Origin of the sequence: Achromobacter sp. D10 (assembly GCF_035282245.1) — a bacterium.
In the GTDB taxonomy this organism is placed as follows: Bacteria; Pseudomonadota; Gammaproteobacteria; order Burkholderiales; family Burkholderiaceae_B; genus Achromobacter; species Achromobacter insolitus.
Window position 1 is genome coordinate 314,735 of the sequence record NZ_JAYJLE010000005.1, and the last position, 18,785, is coordinate 333,519.

The window sequence follows — 18,785 nt, forward strand, 5'->3', positions numbered from 1 at the left end:
CCCCCTACTACTGGAACCCAGATGCTAGACAACAATACCGTGCGCGCCATCGCCGCGCGCCTGCACGAAGCCGAACGCACCCGTCAACAGATCCGCCAGATTTCGCTCGAGTACCCCGACATCGCCATCGCCGACGCCTACGCCATCCAGCGCGCCTGGATGGACATCAAGCTGGCCGAGGGCCGCGTCAAGCGCGGGCACAAGATCGGCCTGACCTCGCGCGCCATGCAGCAGGCGTCGCAGATCGACGAACCCGATTTCGGCATGCTGCTGGACGATATGTTCTTCGACGACGGCGCTGATATCCCCGCCGGCCGCTTCATCCTGCCGCGCCTGGAAGTCGAACTGGCCTTCGTGCTGGGCAAGCGCCTGCAAGGTCCGGGCGTCACGCTGTTCCAGGTCTATGACGCGGTCGACTACGTGATCCCGGCGCTGGAGATCATCGACGCGCGATCGCACAGCATCGATCCCGACAGCAAGCGCCCCCGCAAAGTGTTCGACACCATTGCCGACAACGCGGCGAACGCCGGCGTCGTGATGGGCGGGCGGCCGGTCAAGATCGGCGAACTGGACCTGCGCTGGATCGGCGCCATCCTGTCGCGCAACGCCGTCATCGAGGAAACCGGCGTGGCCGCGGGCGTCTTGAACCATCCCGCCAATGGCGTAGTATGGCTGGCGAACAAGCTGGCCGCCCACGACGTGGCGCTGGAAGCGGGAGAGATCATCCTGTCGGGTTCCTTCACCCGCCCGGTGCTGGCCCGCCCTGGCGATACCTTCAACGTCGACTATGGCGTGCTGGGTTCCGTCAACTGCCATTTCATCTGACCGCTCCCCATCCATGGACATATTGACCAACACTTTCAAACAGGCCTTGCGCAGCGGCAAGCCCCAGATCGGCCTGTGGGCAGGCCTGGCGAACGCCTACTCCACCGAGATCATCGCCGGCGCCGGTTTCGACTGGCTGCTGATCGACGGCGAGCATGCCCCCAACACGCTGCAGACCACTCTGGCGCAGCTGCAATCGATGGCCGCGTACCCAGTTGCGCCGGTGGTGCGGCCAGCCTGGAACGACGCGGTGCTCATCAAGCAGATCCTGGACACGGGCGCGCAAACACTGCTGGTGCCCATGGTGCAGTCCGCCGAAGAAGCGGCCGCCGCCGTCGCCGCCGTGCGCTATCCGCCGCAAGGCGCGCGCGGCGTGGGCAGCGCGCTGGCCCGTTCGTCGCGCTGGAACCGCATTCCCGACTACCTGCGCCGCGCCAACGAACAGATGTGCGTGCTTGTGCAGATCGAAACGCCACGCGGCGTCGAGGCGCTGGAAGAAATCCTGGCGGTGGACGGCGTGGACGGCGCCTTCATCGGCCCGGCCGACCTGTCGGCCAGCATGGGCTACCTGGGCCAACCCGAACATCCTGCAGTGACCAAGGCGATCGACGATACCATCCTGCGCATCGTGCGCAGCGGCAAAGCCGCAGGCATCCTGCACAGCGGCGTGGACCAGGCCAGGCACTACCTGTCGCTGGGCGCCACCTTCGTGGCCGTCGGCGTCGACGCCACCCTGCTGGCGCGCGCGGCCGAGCAGTTGGCGGGCCAATTCAAGAACGCGGCCGCGCCCGCGGCAGCCAAAGGCCCTTACTGAGGCAGACGCCGGGGCAGGCCCCGGCCTGTCTCACCCCTGCGCCAGGAACTCGCGCACCGCGGCGTTGAACAATGACGGACGCTCCAGGTGCGCGGCATGCCCGCAATCCGGCAGCACGCAAAGGCTGCCATGGGACAACGCCGCGCGCAGGGCCATGGCCGAAGCCAGTGGATGGCTGCGTTCGTATTCGCCGGATATGACCAGCACGGGTGCACGCACGGCAGCCAGCGCCTGCGTATAGTCCACGCCGTGCACCGCAGCCATCATCGAAGCGGCCCCGGCCGCGCTCATGGACATGCCATCTTCGAGGCAGGCCGCGTAAGCAGGCGCCTGCTCTCCCTCTCGGAACCAGGATGCCAGCACGCGGCGCGCCGTGGCCCGCGGACCCTCCGCGCGCAGCCGCGCCAGCGTCTGGTCCAGGGGTTCGAAGCGCAAGGCCGGATCCACCCGCAGGCCGGCGCCATACAGCACCGCCCGTCCCACTCGACCGGGAACCGCGCACAGCAACTGCTGCGCAACGAAGCCGCTGAATGAATGCCCCAGCACGTCAAAGCCGTCGATACCCAACTCGTCCGCCAGCATGACGATCGCGTCCGCATAGGCGGGCAACCCGTGCAAGGGCTGCGTCATCGCGTCGCGCCCGAAGCCGGGCCAATCGGGCGCGATCACGTCGCGCCCTGGCGCAAGCGCTTCGGCCAGAGGCCCCCAGATCGCGGACGACGAGCAGAAGCCGTGCAGCAGGAATAGCGGCCGGCCCGAGCCGCGGCGTCTGAATTCCATGACGACTCCTCAGTTATCCAGCACCACCCCTGATTCACGCACGACCGCCTGCCATTGCGGCGCTTCGTTGCGCCAGCTCGCGGCGAACGCCGCGGGCGTATCCTGTCCAGGCACGAAGCCGCCGGCCAGGAACGCCTGGCGGACTTCCGGCAAGGCCAGCACCTCATGCAAGACTTCGGCAAAGCGCGCCACGCGCTCGGGCGGCGTGCCCTTGGGTGCGGCAAACCCCCACCAATTGCCCTGCACGACGTCCGGCATGCCGGCCTGGGCGGCGGTGGGCACATCGGGCAGACCGGCAAAGCGTTCAGGCGCCGCCACGGCCAGGGCACGCACCCTGCCCTGCGGCATGTAGGCGGCTGCAATGCTATAGCCGCCGATGTACATCTGTATCTCGTTGGCCAGGAGGGCCTGCACGCCAGGGGAGGATCCACGGTAGGCGATGTGCGTCATGCCCGCCCCCATGGCCTGAGAGAGGCGGTAGCCGGACAAGTGCGGCGTGGTGCCCATGCCAGGAGATCCATAGTTCAGCTTGCCGGCGTGGGCCCGCGCATACTGCGCAAACCGGGCGTAGTCCGTCGCGGGCACCTCCGCGCTGACGTAGACAAAGGCGGGCACGTCTGCCAGCTTGCCCACCGGCTCCAGATCGGTCAATGGATCGAAGCCCAGCTTGCGGTACAGGAACTGGTTGATGACGAAATTGTTGGTCGCGCCCAGCACCAAGGTGTAGCCGTCGGGCTTGGCGCGCGCCACTTCCAAGGCGCCGATGTTGCCGCCGGCGCCGGTCTTGTAATCGACGATCAGGGGCTGGCCGAGGCGCTTTTCCAGGAGCGGCTGGATCTGGCGCATGGCCACATCGCCCGCCGCTCCAGGCGCATAGGGCAGCACGATGCGGATGGGATGATCGGGATACTGCGCCCGAGCAGCCAGCGGCGAGGCCGCCACGCCCAAGGCAAGCAAAACGGATACGGCGCAAGTCCGGTACGTCATAGTGGTCTCCCTGGCCCGCGGGCGGCGCCCGCGCATGCGCCGGCCTCGGGCCGGCGGCTTTCTGGCGAATGCTACAAGTCGATGCGCATCAGGTCGTGAGCCAGCCGCAGCGGACCCGTATAGTTCTTGCGGATGTCGGCCACGATCTCATCCATCAGGTGCGGCCCCATCAGCTCCACGGGCAGATGCTTGGCGGCGGCACGCTTGATCACCGGGCTGGTCGAATCGAAATGGCCGAAGTGCGTCGCCACCAGGCTTTTGACGCCCGCCCGGCTGGCGATGATGCCCAGGTCCGTGGGACTGGTGTGCGCATAGGTGCCCACGCCGGTCTTGGCGCGATGCGCGATGAACGATTCGGGGAACGTGCACTCATGGATCAGCAAGTCGGCGTCTTGCGCCAGCCGCACCATGGCTTCACAGGGCGCCGTATCGCCGCTGAACGCAATGACCTTGCCCTCCGCCTCCACCCGCACGCCGAAGCATTCACACACATCGCGCGGAATGTGTTCCACCCAGTCGACCGAAATGCGCACCCTGCCGTCGTCGAATACCGGGCCGGGACTGACTTCCCGCACTTCGGGCCGCATGGCTTCCAGGTTGGCCTGGCGCACGGGATAGGCGCTGCGCGCCTGGTAGTCGGTATGGTAGGCGCCGTTCTCGAACAGGTGATCGACGAAATGGCGCGTGCCCTTCGGCCCCAGCACCAGCGGGGCGCCCGTCTTGTTTAGCATCCAGCTGGAGATAACGAAGTAGGGATAGTCGCAAATGTGGTCGTGGTGCAGGTGCGTCAAGAACACGAAGCCGACCTTGGCGGGATCGACGTTGGCGCGCACCATCTGGCGGGTGGCGCCTTCGCCGCAATCGAACAGGTAATGGGTATCGTCATCCAGCGTCAGCAGGATGGCGGACTGGCCCCGGTCGGGATCGGGCAGCGCGGCTCCGGTTCCCAGCATCGTGATCTTCATGTTTTCCCCTTTATGCAGGACGGTTGAACTGCGGTCCAGTATAGGTATGGGGTGCATACAATATAATCAATTATTAGAATGCTGTGATAACCAACAGGAATTGCAAAAAACCATGGCGGCCACCCCCAGGATTCCGGAACTGCACCATATCGGCGGGCGCCTGCGCATGCGCCATCTGGATTTGCTGCGGGCGCTGTACGCGCTGGGCAGCGTGCACAAGGCCGCCGCCGAGCTCGGCATGACGCAGCCCGCCGCCAGCAAGCAGTTGCTGGAACTGGAAGACATGTTCGGCGTGCCGCTGTTCCAGCGCACGCGCCGGGGCATCGTGCCTACGGGATTCGGCCACGCGCTTGCCCGCAAGGCCGACGTGCTCTGGTCCGACCTGTCCGGCGCCCGCAACGAAATCGCGGCTTTGGCCGCGGGCGCCAGCGGACGGATCCGCGTCGGCGTGCAACAGGTAGCCTTGCCCGTGCTGGTGCCGCGCGCCCTGCAGCGCCTGCGCGCCGACCATGCCGGCGTCACCGTCATGCTGCAGGAAGGCGCGCACGACATGCTGCTGGCGGGCCTGACACGGGGCGAACTCGACTGCGTGCTGGGGCGCCTGATGCTGGATGCGACGCAACCCGTGTTCCGAACCGAAGTGCTATACGAAGAACCCATATGCGTCGTGGCTCGCGTAGGCCATCCGCTGGCCAAGTCCACCCGCATCACGGCTGCCGCCCTGGCGCGGCAAGATTGGATTCTGCCGCCGCCGCAAGCCCCGCTGCGCCAGCGCATCGACGCCTACTTCGCCGAACAAGGGCTGACGCTGCGCGCACCCATGGCGGAGTCGGTTTCATTGCTGGCCAACGAAGTGTTGCTACGCAGCAGCGACCTGCTATCCGCCATGCCGCGCGCCGTGGCGCAGCACTATGCCGCGCTGGGAGTGCTGGCGATCCTGAGATTCCGCCCCGATTGGAACCTGCCGCCGGTTGGGGTGGTGCAGCGCGCCCAAGTCGAGGCGGCGCCCGCGTTGTTGCGATTTCTGGATGCGTTGCGCGTGGAAGCCGGCGCACTGGGAGCCTGAGGCCTGGCTACACGCGGGCAGCAAAAAGCGCGCCGAAGCGCGCTCGCGGCAATCGTCGGGAGCGCTTTGCGCCCCGCTCGGGCGTTCTAGGAACGTCCGCCCAGGCTGCCACCGCCGTCGACGCCCAACACTTGTCCGGTAATGAAGCCGGCGTCGTCCGACAACAGGAAGGCGATCGCGGCCGCCACTTCGGCGGGCGTGCCCAGGCGCTTCATGGGCACGGAGGCCAACGCCCGCTTTTCGGCGTCGCTGCCGGCCGGACGCGTGGCGCGGAACATCTCGGTTTCGATCGGACCCGGCGCGACCGCGTTGGCGGTAACGCCGTATTCAGCCAGTTCCAGCGCCCAGGTACGCGTGCAGCCCACCAGCGCGCTCTTGGCTGCCGAGTAGGCGGTGCGTTCCAGGCCGCCGTGGATGGCTCGGCTGACCACGTTGACGATGCGCCCGGCGCGACGCACTTTCATGGATTCGATGAATGCCTGGGTGACTTGCACCGCCACGCGCACGTTCAAGTCGAGCACGTTGTACAGCGTGGCCAGGTCGATTTCGCCCAGCGGCTGAGGCGATACGATGCCCACGTTGTTGACCACGGCATCGACCGGAAATTTCTCGCGGATCTCACGCAGCACTTCCTCCGTGCGGCCGGCATCCGCCAGGTCACAGGCGTAGAGATAGCCCGGGAAATCCACATCGGTGGTGTTGCGCGCGATGCCAACCACATGACAACCCATGTCGGACAACCGCTGAGTAAGCGCCCAGCCTATGCCTTTGGTGGCGCCCGTGACGAGCACGCATTTGTCCTTCATGGATTGAAACCTCGCAGTCTGTTTTCTTGGTCAAAAACGGGCGCTTGAGCGCCCGGTCTTCCAAGTAGACACCATCCGGCGCCACCTGTCTTGTAAATTGCGTAGCAATTCTTGCCTGCCGGACAGCGCCGCTCGGCGGGAAGGCCCTGCCCGTTCAGACGTCCCGGGTCACGGGAACGCGCGGCGCCAGGGCGCACAGCAGCTCGTAGCCGATGGTGCCGGCAGCCTGGGCGACTTCGTCCACGGAGGGGCCTTCCTCGCCCCAGAGCGACACGGGCGAACCCACGCCGGCCGCGGGAACCGGCCCCAGGTCGACGATCAGCATGTCCATGGAAACACGCCCCACCAACTGGGTACGGATGCCCGCCACGACCACGGGCGTGCCTGTGGTGGCGTGACGCGGATAGCCGTCGGCATAGCCGCAAGCCACGATGCCGATACGCATGGAACGGTCGGCCCGGAAGATGGCGCCGTAACCGACCGAATCACCGGCCTTCAGGTCCTGCACGGCGATGATTTCCGAACGCAGCGACATCGCGGGTTTCAGACCAAAGGAAGCCGCTTCGGCGTCCGCGAACGGCGAAGCGCCATACAGGCATATGCCCGGGCGCACCCAATGCGCCTGGGTTTCCGAGGCGACGGCGATCTCGGCAAAGCGCAGCGTGGCGGCTGAATTGCAGACGCTGATGGCACCCGGCATCTTATGCGTCACCGAATTGAACACCGCCAGTTGCTCGTTCACGCCCTGCGGGCCATCCGCACATGCGAAATGGGTCATTTTGCCGACCGAGCCCAGCACGCCCTGTTGTTGCAGCAGCATGGCGCGCTCGTGTGCGGCGGCGTAGGCGGCGGGACTGAAGCCCAGGCGGTTCATGCCGCTGTTCAGCTTGAGCATGATGTCGACGCGGCGCGAGAAGCGCGCGCGAGCCAGCATGTCCAGTTGCTCGCGGTTGTGCACGGTGGTGCTCAGGTGATAGCGGTCGACGATATCCAGATCGGAGGGCTCGAAAAAGCCTTCCAGCAGCAGGATGGGGCCACCCCAACCCGCCTCGCGGCAGCGCACGGCCTCGTCCAGGTCCAGCATCGCCAGGCCTTGCGCCTTCGAGAAGCCGGCAACGGCCTGCTCGATGCCGTGGCCATAGGCATTGGCCTTGATGACCGCCCAGATCGAGGGCGGCAGGCCGGCCGCCGCGGCTGCGGTCTGGTCCAGGTGGCGACGCACGGCCGCTAGGTTGTGCGCAAGCGCGGAAACGGAGACAGTGGCGGAGATTGGACGCGGCATGGTGTGGAATCCTGTGGCGCTTAAGTCTAACTGATCCGCACCGCCGGCGGCATTGGGTTGTGTCACTGGAATGTGACTACTCTAAAATGGATCGGTCCAGGCCCCCGGGGCCAGATCCGCAAGACCATCCATGCCCATCGATCACTACGAAAATTTCCCCGTCGCCTCGCTGCTGCTGCCGCGCAGGCTGCGCGGCGCCGTGACCGATATCTACCGGTTCGCCCGCGCCGCGGACGATATCGCCGATGAAGGCAGCGCCACGGACGAGGAACGGCTGGACCAGCTGGCCGCGTTCCGGGCGGAACTGCACCGCATCGGCGCCGAACCGGGCACGACGCCCGAACCCGGCTCGCCCGAGCTGGCCGGCATCTTCGTGCCGCTTGCGGCCACGATCGCGCGCCACCAGTTGCCGATCACGCCGTTCTACGACCTGCTGTCCGCCTTCGAGCAGGACATCAGCGTCAAACGCTACGAAGACTACGCCACGCTAGCCGACTATTGCACCCGCTCCGCCAACCCAGTGGGCAGGCTGATGCTGCACCTGTTCGAGGCCACCAATCCGCAAAACGTAAGCGAGGCAGACGCCATCTGCACCGGCCTGCAGCTGGTGAATTTCTGGCAGGACGTGCGGGTAGACTGGCACAAACAGCGCGTCTACCTGCCGCAGGAGGACCTGCGGCGCCATGGCGTGACGGACGAAGACCTGGCCGCCTGCCGGCTCACCCCAGCCTGGCGCGACTTGATGGCCTTTGAAGTCGAACGCGCCCGCGCACTGCTACACTTCGGCGCTCCGCTGGCGCGCCGCCTGCCGGGCCGCATGGGCCTGGAGCTGCGCCTGGTGGTGCAAGGCGGGCTGCGCGTGCTGGAGCGTATCGAGGCGGGCGGCTACGATGTATTCATGAATCGCCCCGAATTGGGCGCCAAAGATTGGGCCATCATGATGTGGCGCGCAATTACCTGATATGACCCCTGACGAATACTGCCAGGAGAAAGCCGCCAAAAGCGGTTCCAGCTTCTACTACTCGTTCCTGTTCCTGCCGCCCGAGCGGCGGCGCGCCATTACGGCGCTGTATGCGTACTGCCGCGAAGTGGACGACGTGGTGGACGAATGCACCGATCCCTCGCTGGCCCGCGTCAAGCTGGCCTGGTGGCGCACGCAGGTCGACCAGATGTTCAACGGCAATCCGGACCATCCGGTCACCCGTGCCCTGCAGCCGCACCTGCAAAGCTGTGCGATCACGCGCGAACGCCTGCTGGCCGTGATCGACGGCATGGAAATGGATCTGGACCAGACCCGCTACCTGGACTGGCCGGGCTTGCGCAAGTACTGCTGGCACGCCGCCGGCGTGGTGGGCGAGCTGTCCGCCGGCGTCTTCGGCTATTCCGACCCCAAGACCCTGGTCTATGCTGAAAAGCTGGGGCTGGCGTTCCAGATGACCAACATCATCCGTGACGTGGGCGACGACGCGCGCCGAGGCCGCATCTACCTGCCCGTCAACGACATGCAGCAGTTCGAAGTCAAGGCCTCGGACATCCTGAACGGCGAATATTCCGAGCGCTTCAGCGCCTTGATGCAGTTCCAGGCCGAACGCGCCCGGGGGCTCTATCGCGAGGCCATGAGCAATCTGCCCGAGGCCGACCGCCGCGCGCAGCGCCCGGGCCTGATGATGGCGGCGATCTATCACGCGCTGCTCGACGAGATCGAGCGCGACAACTGGCAGGTGTTGCACCAGCGCATTTCGCTCACCCCTTTGCGCAAGCTGTGGCTCGCCTGGAAGACCTGGGTGGGCGGCGGACGCGGACTGGTCCGCCGGTTGGCCCGGTGAAGGCCGCGGTCATCGGCGCCGGCTGGGCCGGTCTGGCAGCAAGTGTGGCCCTGCGCGAAGCGGGCGCCAAGGTCACCGTGTTCGAAGCCGGCCATACCCCCGGCGGACGCGCCCGACGCGTGTTCCACACGGATTTCGACGCCCCGCTGGACAATGGCCAGCATCTGCTTTCCGGGGCCTACAAGCACACGCTGGCGCTGATGCGCCGCGTGGGCCGCAATCCGGACGCCTTGCTGATGCGCCGGCCCCTGCAATTGGCCTCCCTGGACGGCCGCTTCCGCCTGGCCGCGCCGCGGCTCCCCGCGCCGCTGCACATGGCCGTGGCGATCCTGCGCGCGCGCGGCCTGGCCTGGAAGGACCGCGTCGCGACCCTGCGGCTGATGCGGGGCCTGAAAGCCATGTCATGGACACCGCCGCGCGACTGGACCGTGCTGCACCTGCTGCACTACCACGCGCAGTCGGACGCGCTGATCCGCCAAATCTGGGAACCGCTCTGCCTGGCCGCGCTGAACACGCCGGCTGCCACGGCCAGCGCCGCGCTGTTCGCGCGCGTGCTGCGCGACAGCCTGACCGGCAGCCGCGAAAACAGCGACATGCTGCTGCCTTGCACCGACTTGTCCGCGCTGTGGCCCGATGCGGCGGCGCGCCAGGTGACCATGCGCTATGGCAGCACCGTGCGCCAGCTTCGCCCCTCCAAAGAGGGCATCGACATCAACCAGGAACGATTCGACGCGGCCGTGCTGGCAGTGCCGCCGGCCTTCGCCGCGCGCCTGCTGGAAACCCCGCTGCGGGAGGCCGGAGCCACCGGGCTGCTGAACGCGCTCAAGGCTTTCGAGTACATGCCGATCGCCACCCTGAACCTACGGCTGCAGGATCCCTGGCGCCTGCCCGAGCCCATGATGATGCTGCGCGAAGAATCCGCCCGCGACCACTACGGCCAATGGCTGTTCGACCGCGCGCAACTGGCCGGCGACACCAAGGCCGGCGAACTGGCCGTGGTGACCAGCGCAGCCACCGGCATCGCAGAACGCAACCGCCAACAGGTGATCGAAGCGCTGATCGATCAGGTGGCCGAGCAAGCCGCGCGCCACCCCGCGCGGCTGCCGGCCATGCCAGAAGTGTCGGCGGCGGAACTGTTCATCGAAAAGCGGGCGACTTTCGCGGCGGTGCCGGGGCTGACCCGCCCGCTGAATTCCACTCCCTGGCCCACGCTGGCGCTGGCCGGCGACTGGACCGACACGGGCTACCCGGGTGTGCTGGAAGGCGCCGTGCAGAGCGGCCTGCAGGCCGCCCGTGTGTTGAATCCCGGCGCGGCCTGAGACCCGCGCCTGCTCGCCAGCCCTAGCGCAAGAGACTGGCGGTCGCCAGGCCGGCCGCCGTCAGCAACAGCGACCCAGCCAGGCTGAAGCCGGCATATCCCGCCGCGCTGGCGTAGGCGCCCCGCTCCAGCATCGACACGGTCTCGGCCGAAAATGTCGAGAACGTGGTCAGCCCTCCCATGAAGCCCGTGATAGCGCCCAGGCGGATCCAGGCCGGCCATTCGGGATGCCCTGCCACCAGTGCCAGCACCAGGCCGACCAGATAGCCGCCGGCCAGGTTCACCGCGAACGTTCCCCATGGCCAGGACTCCACGTTCAGCCACATGCCGACCAGCCACCGGACCCACGCGCCCAACATGGCGCCCACGCCTACGGCAAGGAAATTCAGGGGAATCAGGGTTTGATAAGCGGACATCGGTCTTCAGGACGTCTTGTGCTGTTTGAGGCGGAAGGAAAAAACCAGCAGGAGTATGCCAAAGAAGACGGCGTAGAGCCCGATGACCCAGACCAGCGCCAGCGCGCCCGCGCCCGGCTGCATGATCATCATGCCGCCGAACAGGATGGACACCAGCCCAGACAGGCCGAGCAGCCATTCGTTGCGGATGTCCTTGCGGAATCGGATCGCGGCGACGATCTGGAACACGCCGGACACCAGCGCCCAGATCGCGATGATGTACAGCAGGACCAGCGCCGTCAGGCCGGGATAGACGAAAGTGACGATGCCCGCCGCGATGCCCAGCAGGCCCACGACGATAAGCGCCCACAGCGGCTTGCCGTTATCGCGGATGCGCACGCCGGCAACCAGGGCCAGCACCCCGTCGACCAGCGCGAATGCGCCCCATACCAGCACCAGCGCAGACAGCGTGATGGCAGGCATGAGCAAGGCCATGAGCCCGAACAGGATGGCGACGACGCCGCGCAATGCCACCCACCCCCAATGACGACCGATCTGATCCACGACTTGCTGCTCAAGCATGACGACCTCCGGTGTTTGTAACGGGTGGCCTATCTTATCCCCGCTGGCGGACCGGCGCCACGGCGCGCCTCCCCGCCCCGGCGCCAATCCCGAAATCGATTGAAATCCCCTTCCGGCAAAAACAGCGGCATTTATAAGAGTCATTCTCATTAAATGTTAGAATCCGCGGGCTTTCACCCGATAACCCATGGACAGTCCAACCACTCCCCGCCGCCGGGCCTATTGGCTCAAGACGCTGCACCAATGGCATTGGATCAGCTCGGCGCTGTGCCTGCTGGGCATGCTGTTGTTCGCGGTGACCGGCCTGACCCTGAACAATGCCTCGCACATCGAGGCCAAGGCTGTCGTGACCAGCCGCGAGGCGCGCTTGCCCGTAGCGGTCCTGCAGCAACTCTCTCCCCCACCCGCCCAGAAAAAGGCGCCGCTGCCCGCGCCCGTCGCCCAGTGGCTGGACGATACGCTGGACACCGCCGCCGCCGGCAAGCCGGCGGAGTGGTCCGCCGACGAGGTCTATCTGTCCCTGCCACGCGCTGGCGGCGATGCCTGGCTGTCCATCGACCTGGCCAGCGGCGACGTCGAGTATGAGCGCACCGATCGCGGCTGGATCTCGTACCTCAATGATCTGCACAAGGGCCGCAACACGGGCCTGGCATGGAGCTGGTTCCTGGACATCTTCGCCGTCGCCTGTCTGGTCTTTTCGCTGACCGGGCTGGTGCTGCTGAAGATGCACGCCGGCAACCGTAGCGCGACCTGGCCCATGGTTGGCCTGGGCGTTGTGATTCCCGTCGTGCTGGCCCTGCTTTTCATTCATTGATTCCAACGATCCGCCCCTGGAGACTTCCATGCGCAAGCTGTTGTTGTCGGCCCTGCTGGCCGGCCTGATCGCCCGAACGGCCCAAGCGGCCGACATCGGCCTGTCCATTGAGGTTCCGCGCCTGGATGTCGCGGAGTACCACCGTCCCTACGTCGCGATCTGGATCGAGAATCCCGACCAGAGCGTGGCGACCGACCTGGCCGTCTGGTACGACGTGACCAAGAAGAACAACGAAGGCACGGAGTGGCTCAAGGACATGCGCCAGTGGTGGCGCCGCAGCGGCCGCAATCAGCAATTCCCGGTGGACGGCGTCAGCGGCGCCACCAAGCCGGTGGGCAAGCATGCGCTGCGTTTTGACGCGGCTAGCAAGCCACTGTCCGGACTGAAACCCGGCCAGTACGCCGTGGTGGTCGAAGCGGCGCGCGAAGTCGGCGGCCGCGAGCTGCTGCGTATCCCCTTCCAATGGCCGCCGCAAAAGGCCGAGCAGTTGACGGCGCGCGGCGAACACGAACTGGGCGCCATCGCGCTCGACCTGAAACCCTGATTCTCCTAGGAGCGCAACGATGAAATCCGCCGCCAAACTGGCCGCCGCCCTGGCTCTGTGCCTGCCTTTCGCCTCCCAGGCGCATGACGTCTGGATGGTGCCGTCGTCGACCGTGTTGTCGGGCACCGACAGCTGGGTCACCGTCGACGCCGCCGTGGGCAACGACAAGTTCTATTTCAACCACGCTCCGCTGCGCCTGGACGGCCTGGCCGTCGTCGCGCCGGACGGCAGCGCCGCCGAAGCCGAGAACCTGAATCGCGGCAAGCTGCGCAGCACATTCGACCTGCAACTCAAGCAGGCCGGAACCTACCGCGTCGCCGTGGTCAATGACGGCGTGTTCGCCCGCTGGAAGGAAGACGGCAAGAACAAGCGCTACTTCGGCAAGCCCGAGGGCCTGGCGCAAGCCGTGCCCGCCAAGGCCGAGGAACTGGAAGTCTCGCAAAGCCTGGGCCGCGTCGAGACCTTCGTGACCGCCGGCAAGCCCTCGGCCGTCAAGCCTGTCGGCCGCGGCCTGGAGCTGGCGCCGGTGACGCATCCGAACGACCTGTTCACGGATGAGCCTGCCACCTTCCAGATGCTGCTGGACGGCAAGCCGGCCGCGGAGCTGGAAGTCAACGTGGTGCCGGGCGGCAGCCGCTATCGCGACAAGGTCGGCGAAATCCAGCTGAAGACGGACAAGGACGGCAAGTTCTCCGTGAAGTGGCCGCAGCCGGGCCTGTACTGGATCGAAGCCGGCATGGAAGATGCCAAGGTCAGCGTGCCGCAAGCCAAAAAGCGCCGCCTGTCCTACGCGGGCACGGTCGAGGTGCTGCAGCCCTGAGCGGCCGCAGGCGCATGGCCAGCTCCCCTTCCTACGCTCCGCGCGGCGCGCCTGCCACGGCGGTCAGCCTTGCCTATGGCGCCATGCCGGCAATGCCGACGGCGTCCGCGGCGCTGGCCGGCGCCACCATGGGCACCACCTGGTCGGCCCGCCTGGCGTTGCCGCGCGGGCACACGGAGGCCGCGGCGCGCCACGCCATCCAGGCCGCGCTGGACGAAGTGGTCGCCCAGATGAGCACCTGGGAGCCCGATTCGGACATCACGCGCTACAACCGGGCGGCCACCGGCTGGCAAACGCTGCCGGCCGGGTTCTTCCACGTGCTGAGCCATGCGCTGGCTTTGGCCGAGGATAGCGGCGGCGCCTACGATCCGACCGTCGGACCGCTGGTAAACGCTTGGGGTTTCGGACCGCACCAACGCGCGTTCGAACCGCCATCGCCTTCCGCGATCGAGGCCGCGCGCGCTCGCTGCGGCTGGCGCCGGGTGCAACTCGATGCCCAGCGCCAGGCCGCGTTGCAACCCGGCGGCGCCTACCTGGATCTTTCTTCCATCGCCAAGGGTTACGGCGTGGACCGCGCCGCCATGGCGCTGGATGCGCTGGGCATCACCCAGTACCTCGTCGAAGTGGGCGGCGAACTGCGCGCGCGCGGCAAGCGGCCCGACGGCCAGCCCTGGCGCGTGGCCATCGAAGTGCCCGATGCGAGCGACGATCACGCCCTTGCTCTGCCCCTGCGCGACCACAGCATCGCCACCTCGGGCGATTACCGCCGCCACGCGGGTAGTGGGGACGAGCGCTACGCGCACACCATCGATCCGCGCACCGGCCTGCCGGTGCGCAATAACCTGGCGTCAGTCACCGTGCTGCACCCCGGCTGCATGGAAGCCGACGCGCTCGCCACCGCGTTGACGGTGCTGGGCGAAGAAGAAGGCCTGGCCTACGCCCGCCGCCATGAGCTCGCCGCCTTGTTCATCCTGCGCGAACGCGACGCCTGGCGTGTCGTCGCCACCCCCGCATTCCAGGCACTGGCCGCTATATCCTGACACCATGGCAGCAACCCGATTGATCGCGGCGGCATGCGTGGTGGGAGCCTGGCTGCTGCTGTGCCTGTGGGCCTGGCGCCGCGCCCGGCGCCATCAAATGCAGCAGGCGCTGGCCCTGCAAGCCCTGCAGGCGCCTGTCCCCGAAGACACCTTGCTCGTCGCCTACGCCACGCAAACGGGCTATGCCGAATCGCTGGCGGCGCAAACCGCCGAGTCCCTGCGCGCCGGCGGCCTGGCGGTACGGGTGGCGGCGCTGGAGCAATTGGACGCGCAACGCCTGGCGACCTATCGCCGCATGCTGTTCGTGGTCAGCACTTATGGCGAAGGCGATCCGCCCGACGCCGCCGCCGCCTTCGCCGAACAGATGCAAGAAACCGCGGCGGGGCTGGCTGGGGCGCACTATGCGGTGCTGGCGCTTGGCGACAGCGAATACGCCCAGTTCTGCGGCTTCGGCCATCGCCTGGACGACTGGCTGCACGCGCAAGGCGCGACGCCGCTGTTCGATCTGGTCGAGGTCGACAACGGGGACCCGGCGGCCCTGCGGCATTGGCAGCATCATCTTGGTCTTCTGGCCGGGCGCAGCGACCTGCCCGACTGGCAGGTTCCAGTCTACGAATCCTGGCGCCTGGCCGCGCGCGAACAACTCAATCCCCAAAGCCAGGGCGGCCCCTGCTATCTGCTGACGCTGACGCCGCCCACCGGTGGCGCGTGCAGCTGGCAGGCGGGGGACATCGCTGAAATCGGCCCCCGCCGAGAGGCCGCAGGCCCTTTGCTGGCCCATCGCGAGTACTCGATCGCCTCGCTGCCGGAAGATGGCGCGATTCAGCTGCTGGTACGACAGATGCGCGGCGCCGACGGCGCGCTGGGCCTGGGTAGCGGCTGGCTCACCCAGATCGCCCAGCCTGGGGATGCGATAGACCTGCGCGTACGCGTCAACCGCAATTTCCACGCGCCGCCCGATGGCCGACCGCTGCTTTTGGTGGGCAACGGCACCGGCCTGGCCGGCCTGCGCGCGCTGATCAAGGCGCGCCGCGCGGCCGGCCACCCGCGCAACTGGCTGGTGTTCGGAGAACGCAACGCGGCGCATGATTGGTTCTGCCGCGAGGAAATCGAAGCCTGGCGCAATGATGGCACGCTGGAGCGCGTGGACGCGGTTTTCTCGCGCGACCAGGCCGACCGGCGCTACGTGCAGCACCATTTGCGCGATCATGCCGAGAGCGTGCGCGCCTGGGTCGACGCGGGCGCGGCCATTTACGTCTGCGGCAGCCTGCAAGGCATGGCTGGCGGCGTGGATGCCGCCCTGCAAGACATCCTGGGCGCCGCGCGGCTGCAAGCCATGCAGCGCGACGGCCATTACCGCCGCGACGTGTATTGATACCGGGCCGCGGCAAATCCAGGCAGCCCGCCTCCCCCTTATTGCAGCTTGATGTCGGCCTTTTCGATCACGGCCTTCCAGCGGTCGCGCTCGGCGCGGATCTGCTGACCAAACTCCGCGGGCGTGTTGCCCAGGGGAAAAGCGCCGGTCTCTTCCATCTTGGCCGCGGTCGCCGGATCGCGCACTGCGCGCGCGAAAGCGTCGGCCAGCTTGTCCCGCACATCGTCCGGCATGCCGGCCGGGCCGACCACGCCGTACCAGGCTGTTACGTCGTAGTCCTTGTAGCCCTGCTCGGCAAACGTCGGCACATCCGGCAGGCGCGGATTGCGCTGGGTGCCGGTGATGGCAAGGGCGCGCAGATGATTGCTCTTCAGGTAGGGCAGCGATGACGGGAAATTGTCGAAAATGACCGGCACCACGCCGCCCACGGTATCGGTCAGCGCGGGCGCCGAGCCGCGATAGGAAATGCTGTTCATCTTGCCGCCTATGATCTGCAGGAACCAGATCATGCCCAGGTCGTTCACGCCACCCGCGCCGGCATTGGCATAGCCGTCCTTGCTCGGATTGGCGCGCACGTGCTCGACGAATTCGGCCAGCGTCTTGGCCGGAAACTGCGGATTCACGCTGAGGATGTTGGGGCTGGTAACCAGGTTGCTGACCGGCGTGAAGTCCTGGACCGGATCGTAGGCCAGCTTGGGGAACAGGTGCGGCGCGGTGCCATGAGTGCTGACCGTGGCCAGGCCAACGGTATAGCCGTCCGGCTTGGCGCGCGCAGTGGCCGTCATGCCTATCGTGCCGGACGCGCCGGTGCGGTTTTCCACCACAATCTGCTGGCCCAGGATCTCGCCGGCCTTGGCCGCCGCGAGGCGGCCGACGATATCGGTCGGCCCCCCTGCCGGGAATGGCACGATCAGGGTGATGGGATGGTCGGGGAACGCCGCGTGGGCGGCGGGCAACACGGTGGCCAGCGCCAGCGCGACCCAGGTTTTGCGCATCATGGGGATGTCTCCTGCAAGTATGGTTGGTGTTTTTGTCGGGTTTTATCGGGACGCGCCGGCCACGGTTTGCGCCATCGCCTCGCGGCGCAGGATCTTGCCGGGGCGCGCCATGCCGGCAGCGGCCGGAAAGACCTGCTGCCCATTGACCAGCACGTGCTCCACGCCTGCCGACGCCAGCGTCGGCGCTTCCCAGGTGGCGCGATCCTCGACCGTGTCCGCGTCGAACACGACGATGTCGGCCCAGGCGCCCTCGCTCAACTGGCCGCGTCCCGCCAGGCCGAACACGCGGGCCGGCAAGGACGTCATCTTGGCAATGGCGGTCTCCAGCGTCATCAGCTCGGCCTCGCGCACGTAGCGGCCCAATACCCGCGTAAAGCTGCCCCATAGCCGGGGATGCGGATGCGCGTCGTTGGGCAGGCCGTCCGAGCCCACCATGCAGCATTCATGCTGGAAGATGCGCTGGACCTCGGCCTCGTCCATGGCGAAGTAGATGGCCCCCGCCGGACACAGGCGCCGCGCCGCGGTGGTCTTGTCGCAGCCCCAGCGCGCCGCGATATCGCTGAGGAACTGGCCGCCGCATTCCGGATGCGGGGTGGACCAGGTAATGCGGATGTCATCGATGGTTTCGGCGCGTTCAGGGATCAGGATGGTGGAGCTGCCCGGATACGGGTAAATGTCCAGCGCCACCTCGACGCCCTCGCCGCGCGCGCGGTCGATGTTCGCGAGCGTGGCGCGGCTTTTGCCCCAGTTCTGCGGCATCATGCATTTGTGATGCGACAGCACCGTGGCGCAGCCCGTATTGCGGCCCACCGAGAGGACCTCGTCGACGGCGGCCTCGACCTCGTCGCCTTCATTGCGGATGTGGCTGGTGTGCATCGCGCCGCGAGCCGCCGCCACCCGTGCCAGTCCTTCCAGTTCCGCTGGGCGGGCTGCGCCGCCCGGCTGGTAGGCGAGGCCCGTGCTGAAGCCCACCGCGCCCGCGGCCAGGGCATCGTCCAGCATGCGCTGCATGGCGTCCTGTTCCTCGGCGGTCGGCTGGGCCGCCGGATCGCGCATGGCGGCCAGGCGCAAATTGGCGTGTCCCACGAGGGCCGCCACGTTGATCATCGGCCGCTGCGCGCGCAATTCGCCGAAGTAAGCCTGCATGTCGGCAAACAGCGGCGTCTCTCCCAGCAGGGCCAGCGCCGCCGCCGTATTGCCCGGCAGGGGCGCGGGCGCGCCGCTCACGCCGCAATTGCCCACCACGACCGAGGTGATGCCCTGGGTGGTTTTCCATTCGAGGCCAGGACGCTCCACGAACATCAGATCGTCGTGCCCGTGCACGTCGATGAAGCCGGGCGCCACGATCTTGCCACGCGCATCCACCCGGCGGGCGGCAGAGGCGCCGGCCAGGTCACCGATGGCGGCGATGCGCTCGCCCGCCACGCCTACGTCGGCACGCCGCCGGGGGCCACCCAGGCCGTCAATGACCCAGCCGCCTTCGATGATCAGATCCAGAGCTTCCTGCCGCATGGTGTTCCTGCCTTGGTGGTATCTCCGATGCGCATG

General features: G+C 67.3%; 20 protein-coding genes. 11 read left to right on the top strand and 9 right to left on the bottom strand.

The window, feature by feature from the left end:
* The first annotated feature begins 21 nt into the window (after positions 1 to 21).
* Both hpaH and hpaI read left to right on the top strand, forming a co-directional pair.
* Positions 22 to 825, top strand: a complete 804-nt coding sequence (gene hpaH, locus VCS63_RS17405) for a 2-oxo-hept-4-ene-1,7-dioate hydratase (protein WP_042794215.1) — start codon at positions 22 to 24, stop codon at positions 823 to 825.
* A gap of 13 nt (positions 826 to 838) precedes the next feature.
* A complete protein-coding gene (gene hpaI / locus VCS63_RS17410) occupies positions 839 to 1,639 on the top strand; it encodes a 4-hydroxy-2-oxoheptanedioate aldolase (RefSeq protein ID WP_323880500.1) in 801 nt (266 codons plus the stop codon).
* Between the two features lie 30 nt (positions 1,640 to 1,669).
* On the opposite strand, the gene VCS63_RS17415 is transcribed toward hpaI, so the two are convergent.
* From VCS63_RS17415 to VCS63_RS17425, 3 genes are all read right to left on the bottom strand, one after another.
* A complete protein-coding gene (locus VCS63_RS17415) occupies positions 1,670 to 2,419 on the bottom strand; it encodes an alpha/beta fold hydrolase (protein WP_063640366.1) in 750 nt (249 codons plus the stop codon).
* 9 nt (positions 2,420 to 2,428) lie between these two features.
* Positions 2,429 to 3,406 carry a Bug family tripartite tricarboxylate transporter substrate binding protein gene (locus VCS63_RS17420; RefSeq protein ID WP_112965848.1) on the bottom strand — a complete coding sequence of 326 codons (978 nt, stop codon included), beginning with the start codon at positions 3,404 to 3,406 and terminating at the stop codon, positions 2,429 to 2,431.
* A gap of 71 nt (positions 3,407 to 3,477) precedes the next feature.
* Entirely contained in the window at positions 3,478 to 4,371 is an 894-nt protein-coding gene (locus tag VCS63_RS17425) for an MBL fold metallo-hydrolase (protein ID WP_042794219.1), read from the bottom strand.
* A 112-nt stretch (positions 4,372 to 4,483) separates the two neighbouring features.
* Here VCS63_RS17425 and VCS63_RS17430 point away from each other — a divergent pair, with 112 nt between their 5' ends.
* A complete protein-coding gene (locus VCS63_RS17430; RefSeq protein WP_063961958.1) occupies positions 4,484 to 5,437 on the top strand; it encodes a LysR substrate-binding domain-containing protein in 954 nt (317 codons plus the stop codon).
* An 86-nt stretch (positions 5,438 to 5,523) separates the two neighbouring features.
* On the opposite strand, the gene VCS63_RS17435 is transcribed toward VCS63_RS17430, so the two are convergent.
* Positions 5,524 to 6,243 carry an SDR family oxidoreductase gene (locus tag VCS63_RS17435; RefSeq protein WP_042794220.1) on the bottom strand — a complete coding sequence of 240 codons (720 nt, stop codon included), beginning with the start codon at positions 6,241 to 6,243 and terminating at the stop codon, positions 5,524 to 5,526.
* A 154-nt stretch (positions 6,244 to 6,397) separates the two neighbouring features.
* Positions 6,398 to 7,525 (bottom strand): alanine racemase, encoded by a 1,128-nt coding sequence (gene alr / locus VCS63_RS17440; protein WP_042794221.1) that lies wholly within the window; start codon positions 7,523 to 7,525, stop codon positions 6,398 to 6,400.
* 130 nt (positions 7,526 to 7,655) lie between these two features.
* Here alr and hpnC point away from each other — a divergent pair, with 130 nt between their 5' ends.
* Genes hpnC through hpnE form a run of 3 tightly spaced genes read left to right on the top strand, consistent with a single transcriptional unit; the run spans position 7,656 to position 10,670 of the window.
* Positions 7,656 to 8,486: a squalene synthase HpnC gene (gene hpnC / locus VCS63_RS17445; RefSeq protein WP_323880501.1), complete on the top strand. Its 831-nt coding sequence runs from the start codon at positions 7,656 to 7,658 to the stop codon at positions 8,484 to 8,486.
* Between the two features lies 1 nt (position 8,487).
* On the top strand, positions 8,488 to 9,351 hold the full coding sequence (gene hpnD / locus VCS63_RS17450) for a presqualene diphosphate synthase HpnD (RefSeq protein WP_323880502.1): 864 nt from the start codon (positions 8,488 to 8,490) through the stop codon (positions 9,349 to 9,351).
* Positions 9,348 to 10,670: a hydroxysqualene dehydroxylase HpnE gene (hpnE, locus tag VCS63_RS17455; RefSeq protein WP_042794225.1), complete on the top strand. Its 1,323-nt coding sequence runs from the start codon at positions 9,348 to 9,350 to the stop codon at positions 10,668 to 10,670. The genes hpnD and hpnE overlap by 4 nt, the downstream gene beginning before the upstream one ends.
* 22 nt (positions 10,671 to 10,692) lie before the next feature.
* Here the strand turns inward: hpnE and VCS63_RS17460 are convergent, their stop codons facing one another.
* Both VCS63_RS17460 and VCS63_RS17465 read right to left on the bottom strand, forming a co-directional pair.
* Positions 10,693 to 11,085 carry a CrcB family protein gene (locus VCS63_RS17460; protein WP_063961961.1) on the bottom strand — a complete coding sequence of 131 codons (393 nt, stop codon included), beginning with the start codon at positions 11,083 to 11,085 and terminating at the stop codon, positions 10,693 to 10,695.
* A 6-nt stretch (positions 11,086 to 11,091) separates the two neighbouring features.
* Positions 11,092 to 11,646 carry an HdeD family acid-resistance protein gene (locus VCS63_RS17465; protein WP_042794227.1) on the bottom strand — a complete coding sequence of 185 codons (555 nt, stop codon included), beginning with the start codon at positions 11,644 to 11,646 and terminating at the stop codon, positions 11,092 to 11,094.
* A gap of 187 nt (positions 11,647 to 11,833) precedes the next feature.
* Here VCS63_RS17465 and VCS63_RS17470 point away from each other — a divergent pair, with 187 nt between their 5' ends.
* The 5 genes from VCS63_RS17470 to VCS63_RS17490 are packed head-to-tail and all read left to right on the top strand — an operon-like array spanning position 11,834 to position 16,239.
* Positions 11,834 to 12,460, top strand: coding sequence for a PepSY-associated TM helix domain-containing protein (locus VCS63_RS17470; protein ID WP_042794228.1), 627 nt, complete (start codon positions 11,834 to 11,836; stop codon positions 12,458 to 12,460).
* A gap of 28 nt (positions 12,461 to 12,488) precedes the next feature.
* The gene (locus VCS63_RS17475) at positions 12,489 to 13,004 is read left to right on the top strand and encodes a DUF2271 domain-containing protein (protein WP_149064277.1); all 516 of its coding nucleotides are present in this window, start codon (positions 12,489 to 12,491) and stop codon (positions 13,002 to 13,004) included.
* 19 nt (positions 13,005 to 13,023) lie between these two features.
* Positions 13,024 to 13,824, top strand: a complete 801-nt coding sequence (locus tag VCS63_RS17480; RefSeq protein ID WP_042794230.1) for a DUF4198 domain-containing protein — start codon at positions 13,024 to 13,026, stop codon at positions 13,822 to 13,824.
* Between the two features lie 14 nt (positions 13,825 to 13,838).
* Positions 13,839 to 14,864 (top strand): FAD:protein FMN transferase, encoded by a 1,026-nt coding sequence (locus tag VCS63_RS17485; RefSeq protein ID WP_416379200.1) that lies wholly within the window; start codon positions 13,839 to 13,841, stop codon positions 14,862 to 14,864.
* Positions 14,865 to 14,868: 4 nt separating this feature from the next.
* Positions 14,869 to 16,239 (top strand): sulfite reductase subunit alpha, encoded by a 1,371-nt coding sequence (locus tag VCS63_RS17490; RefSeq protein WP_164794117.1) that lies wholly within the window; start codon positions 14,869 to 14,871, stop codon positions 16,237 to 16,239.
* A 38-nt stretch (positions 16,240 to 16,277) separates the two neighbouring features.
* Here the strand turns inward: VCS63_RS17490 and VCS63_RS17495 are convergent, their stop codons facing one another.
* On the bottom strand, positions 16,278 to 17,237 hold the full coding sequence (locus tag VCS63_RS17495; RefSeq protein ID WP_187639881.1) for a tripartite tricarboxylate transporter substrate binding protein BugE: 960 nt from the start codon (positions 17,235 to 17,237) through the stop codon (positions 16,278 to 16,280).
* Between the two features lie 42 nt (positions 17,238 to 17,279).
* A complete protein-coding gene (locus tag VCS63_RS17500; RefSeq protein ID WP_063640375.1) occupies positions 17,280 to 18,749 on the bottom strand; it encodes an N-acyl-D-amino-acid deacylase family protein in 1,470 nt (489 codons plus the stop codon).
* Between the last annotated feature and the right edge of the window lie 36 nt (positions 18,750 to 18,785).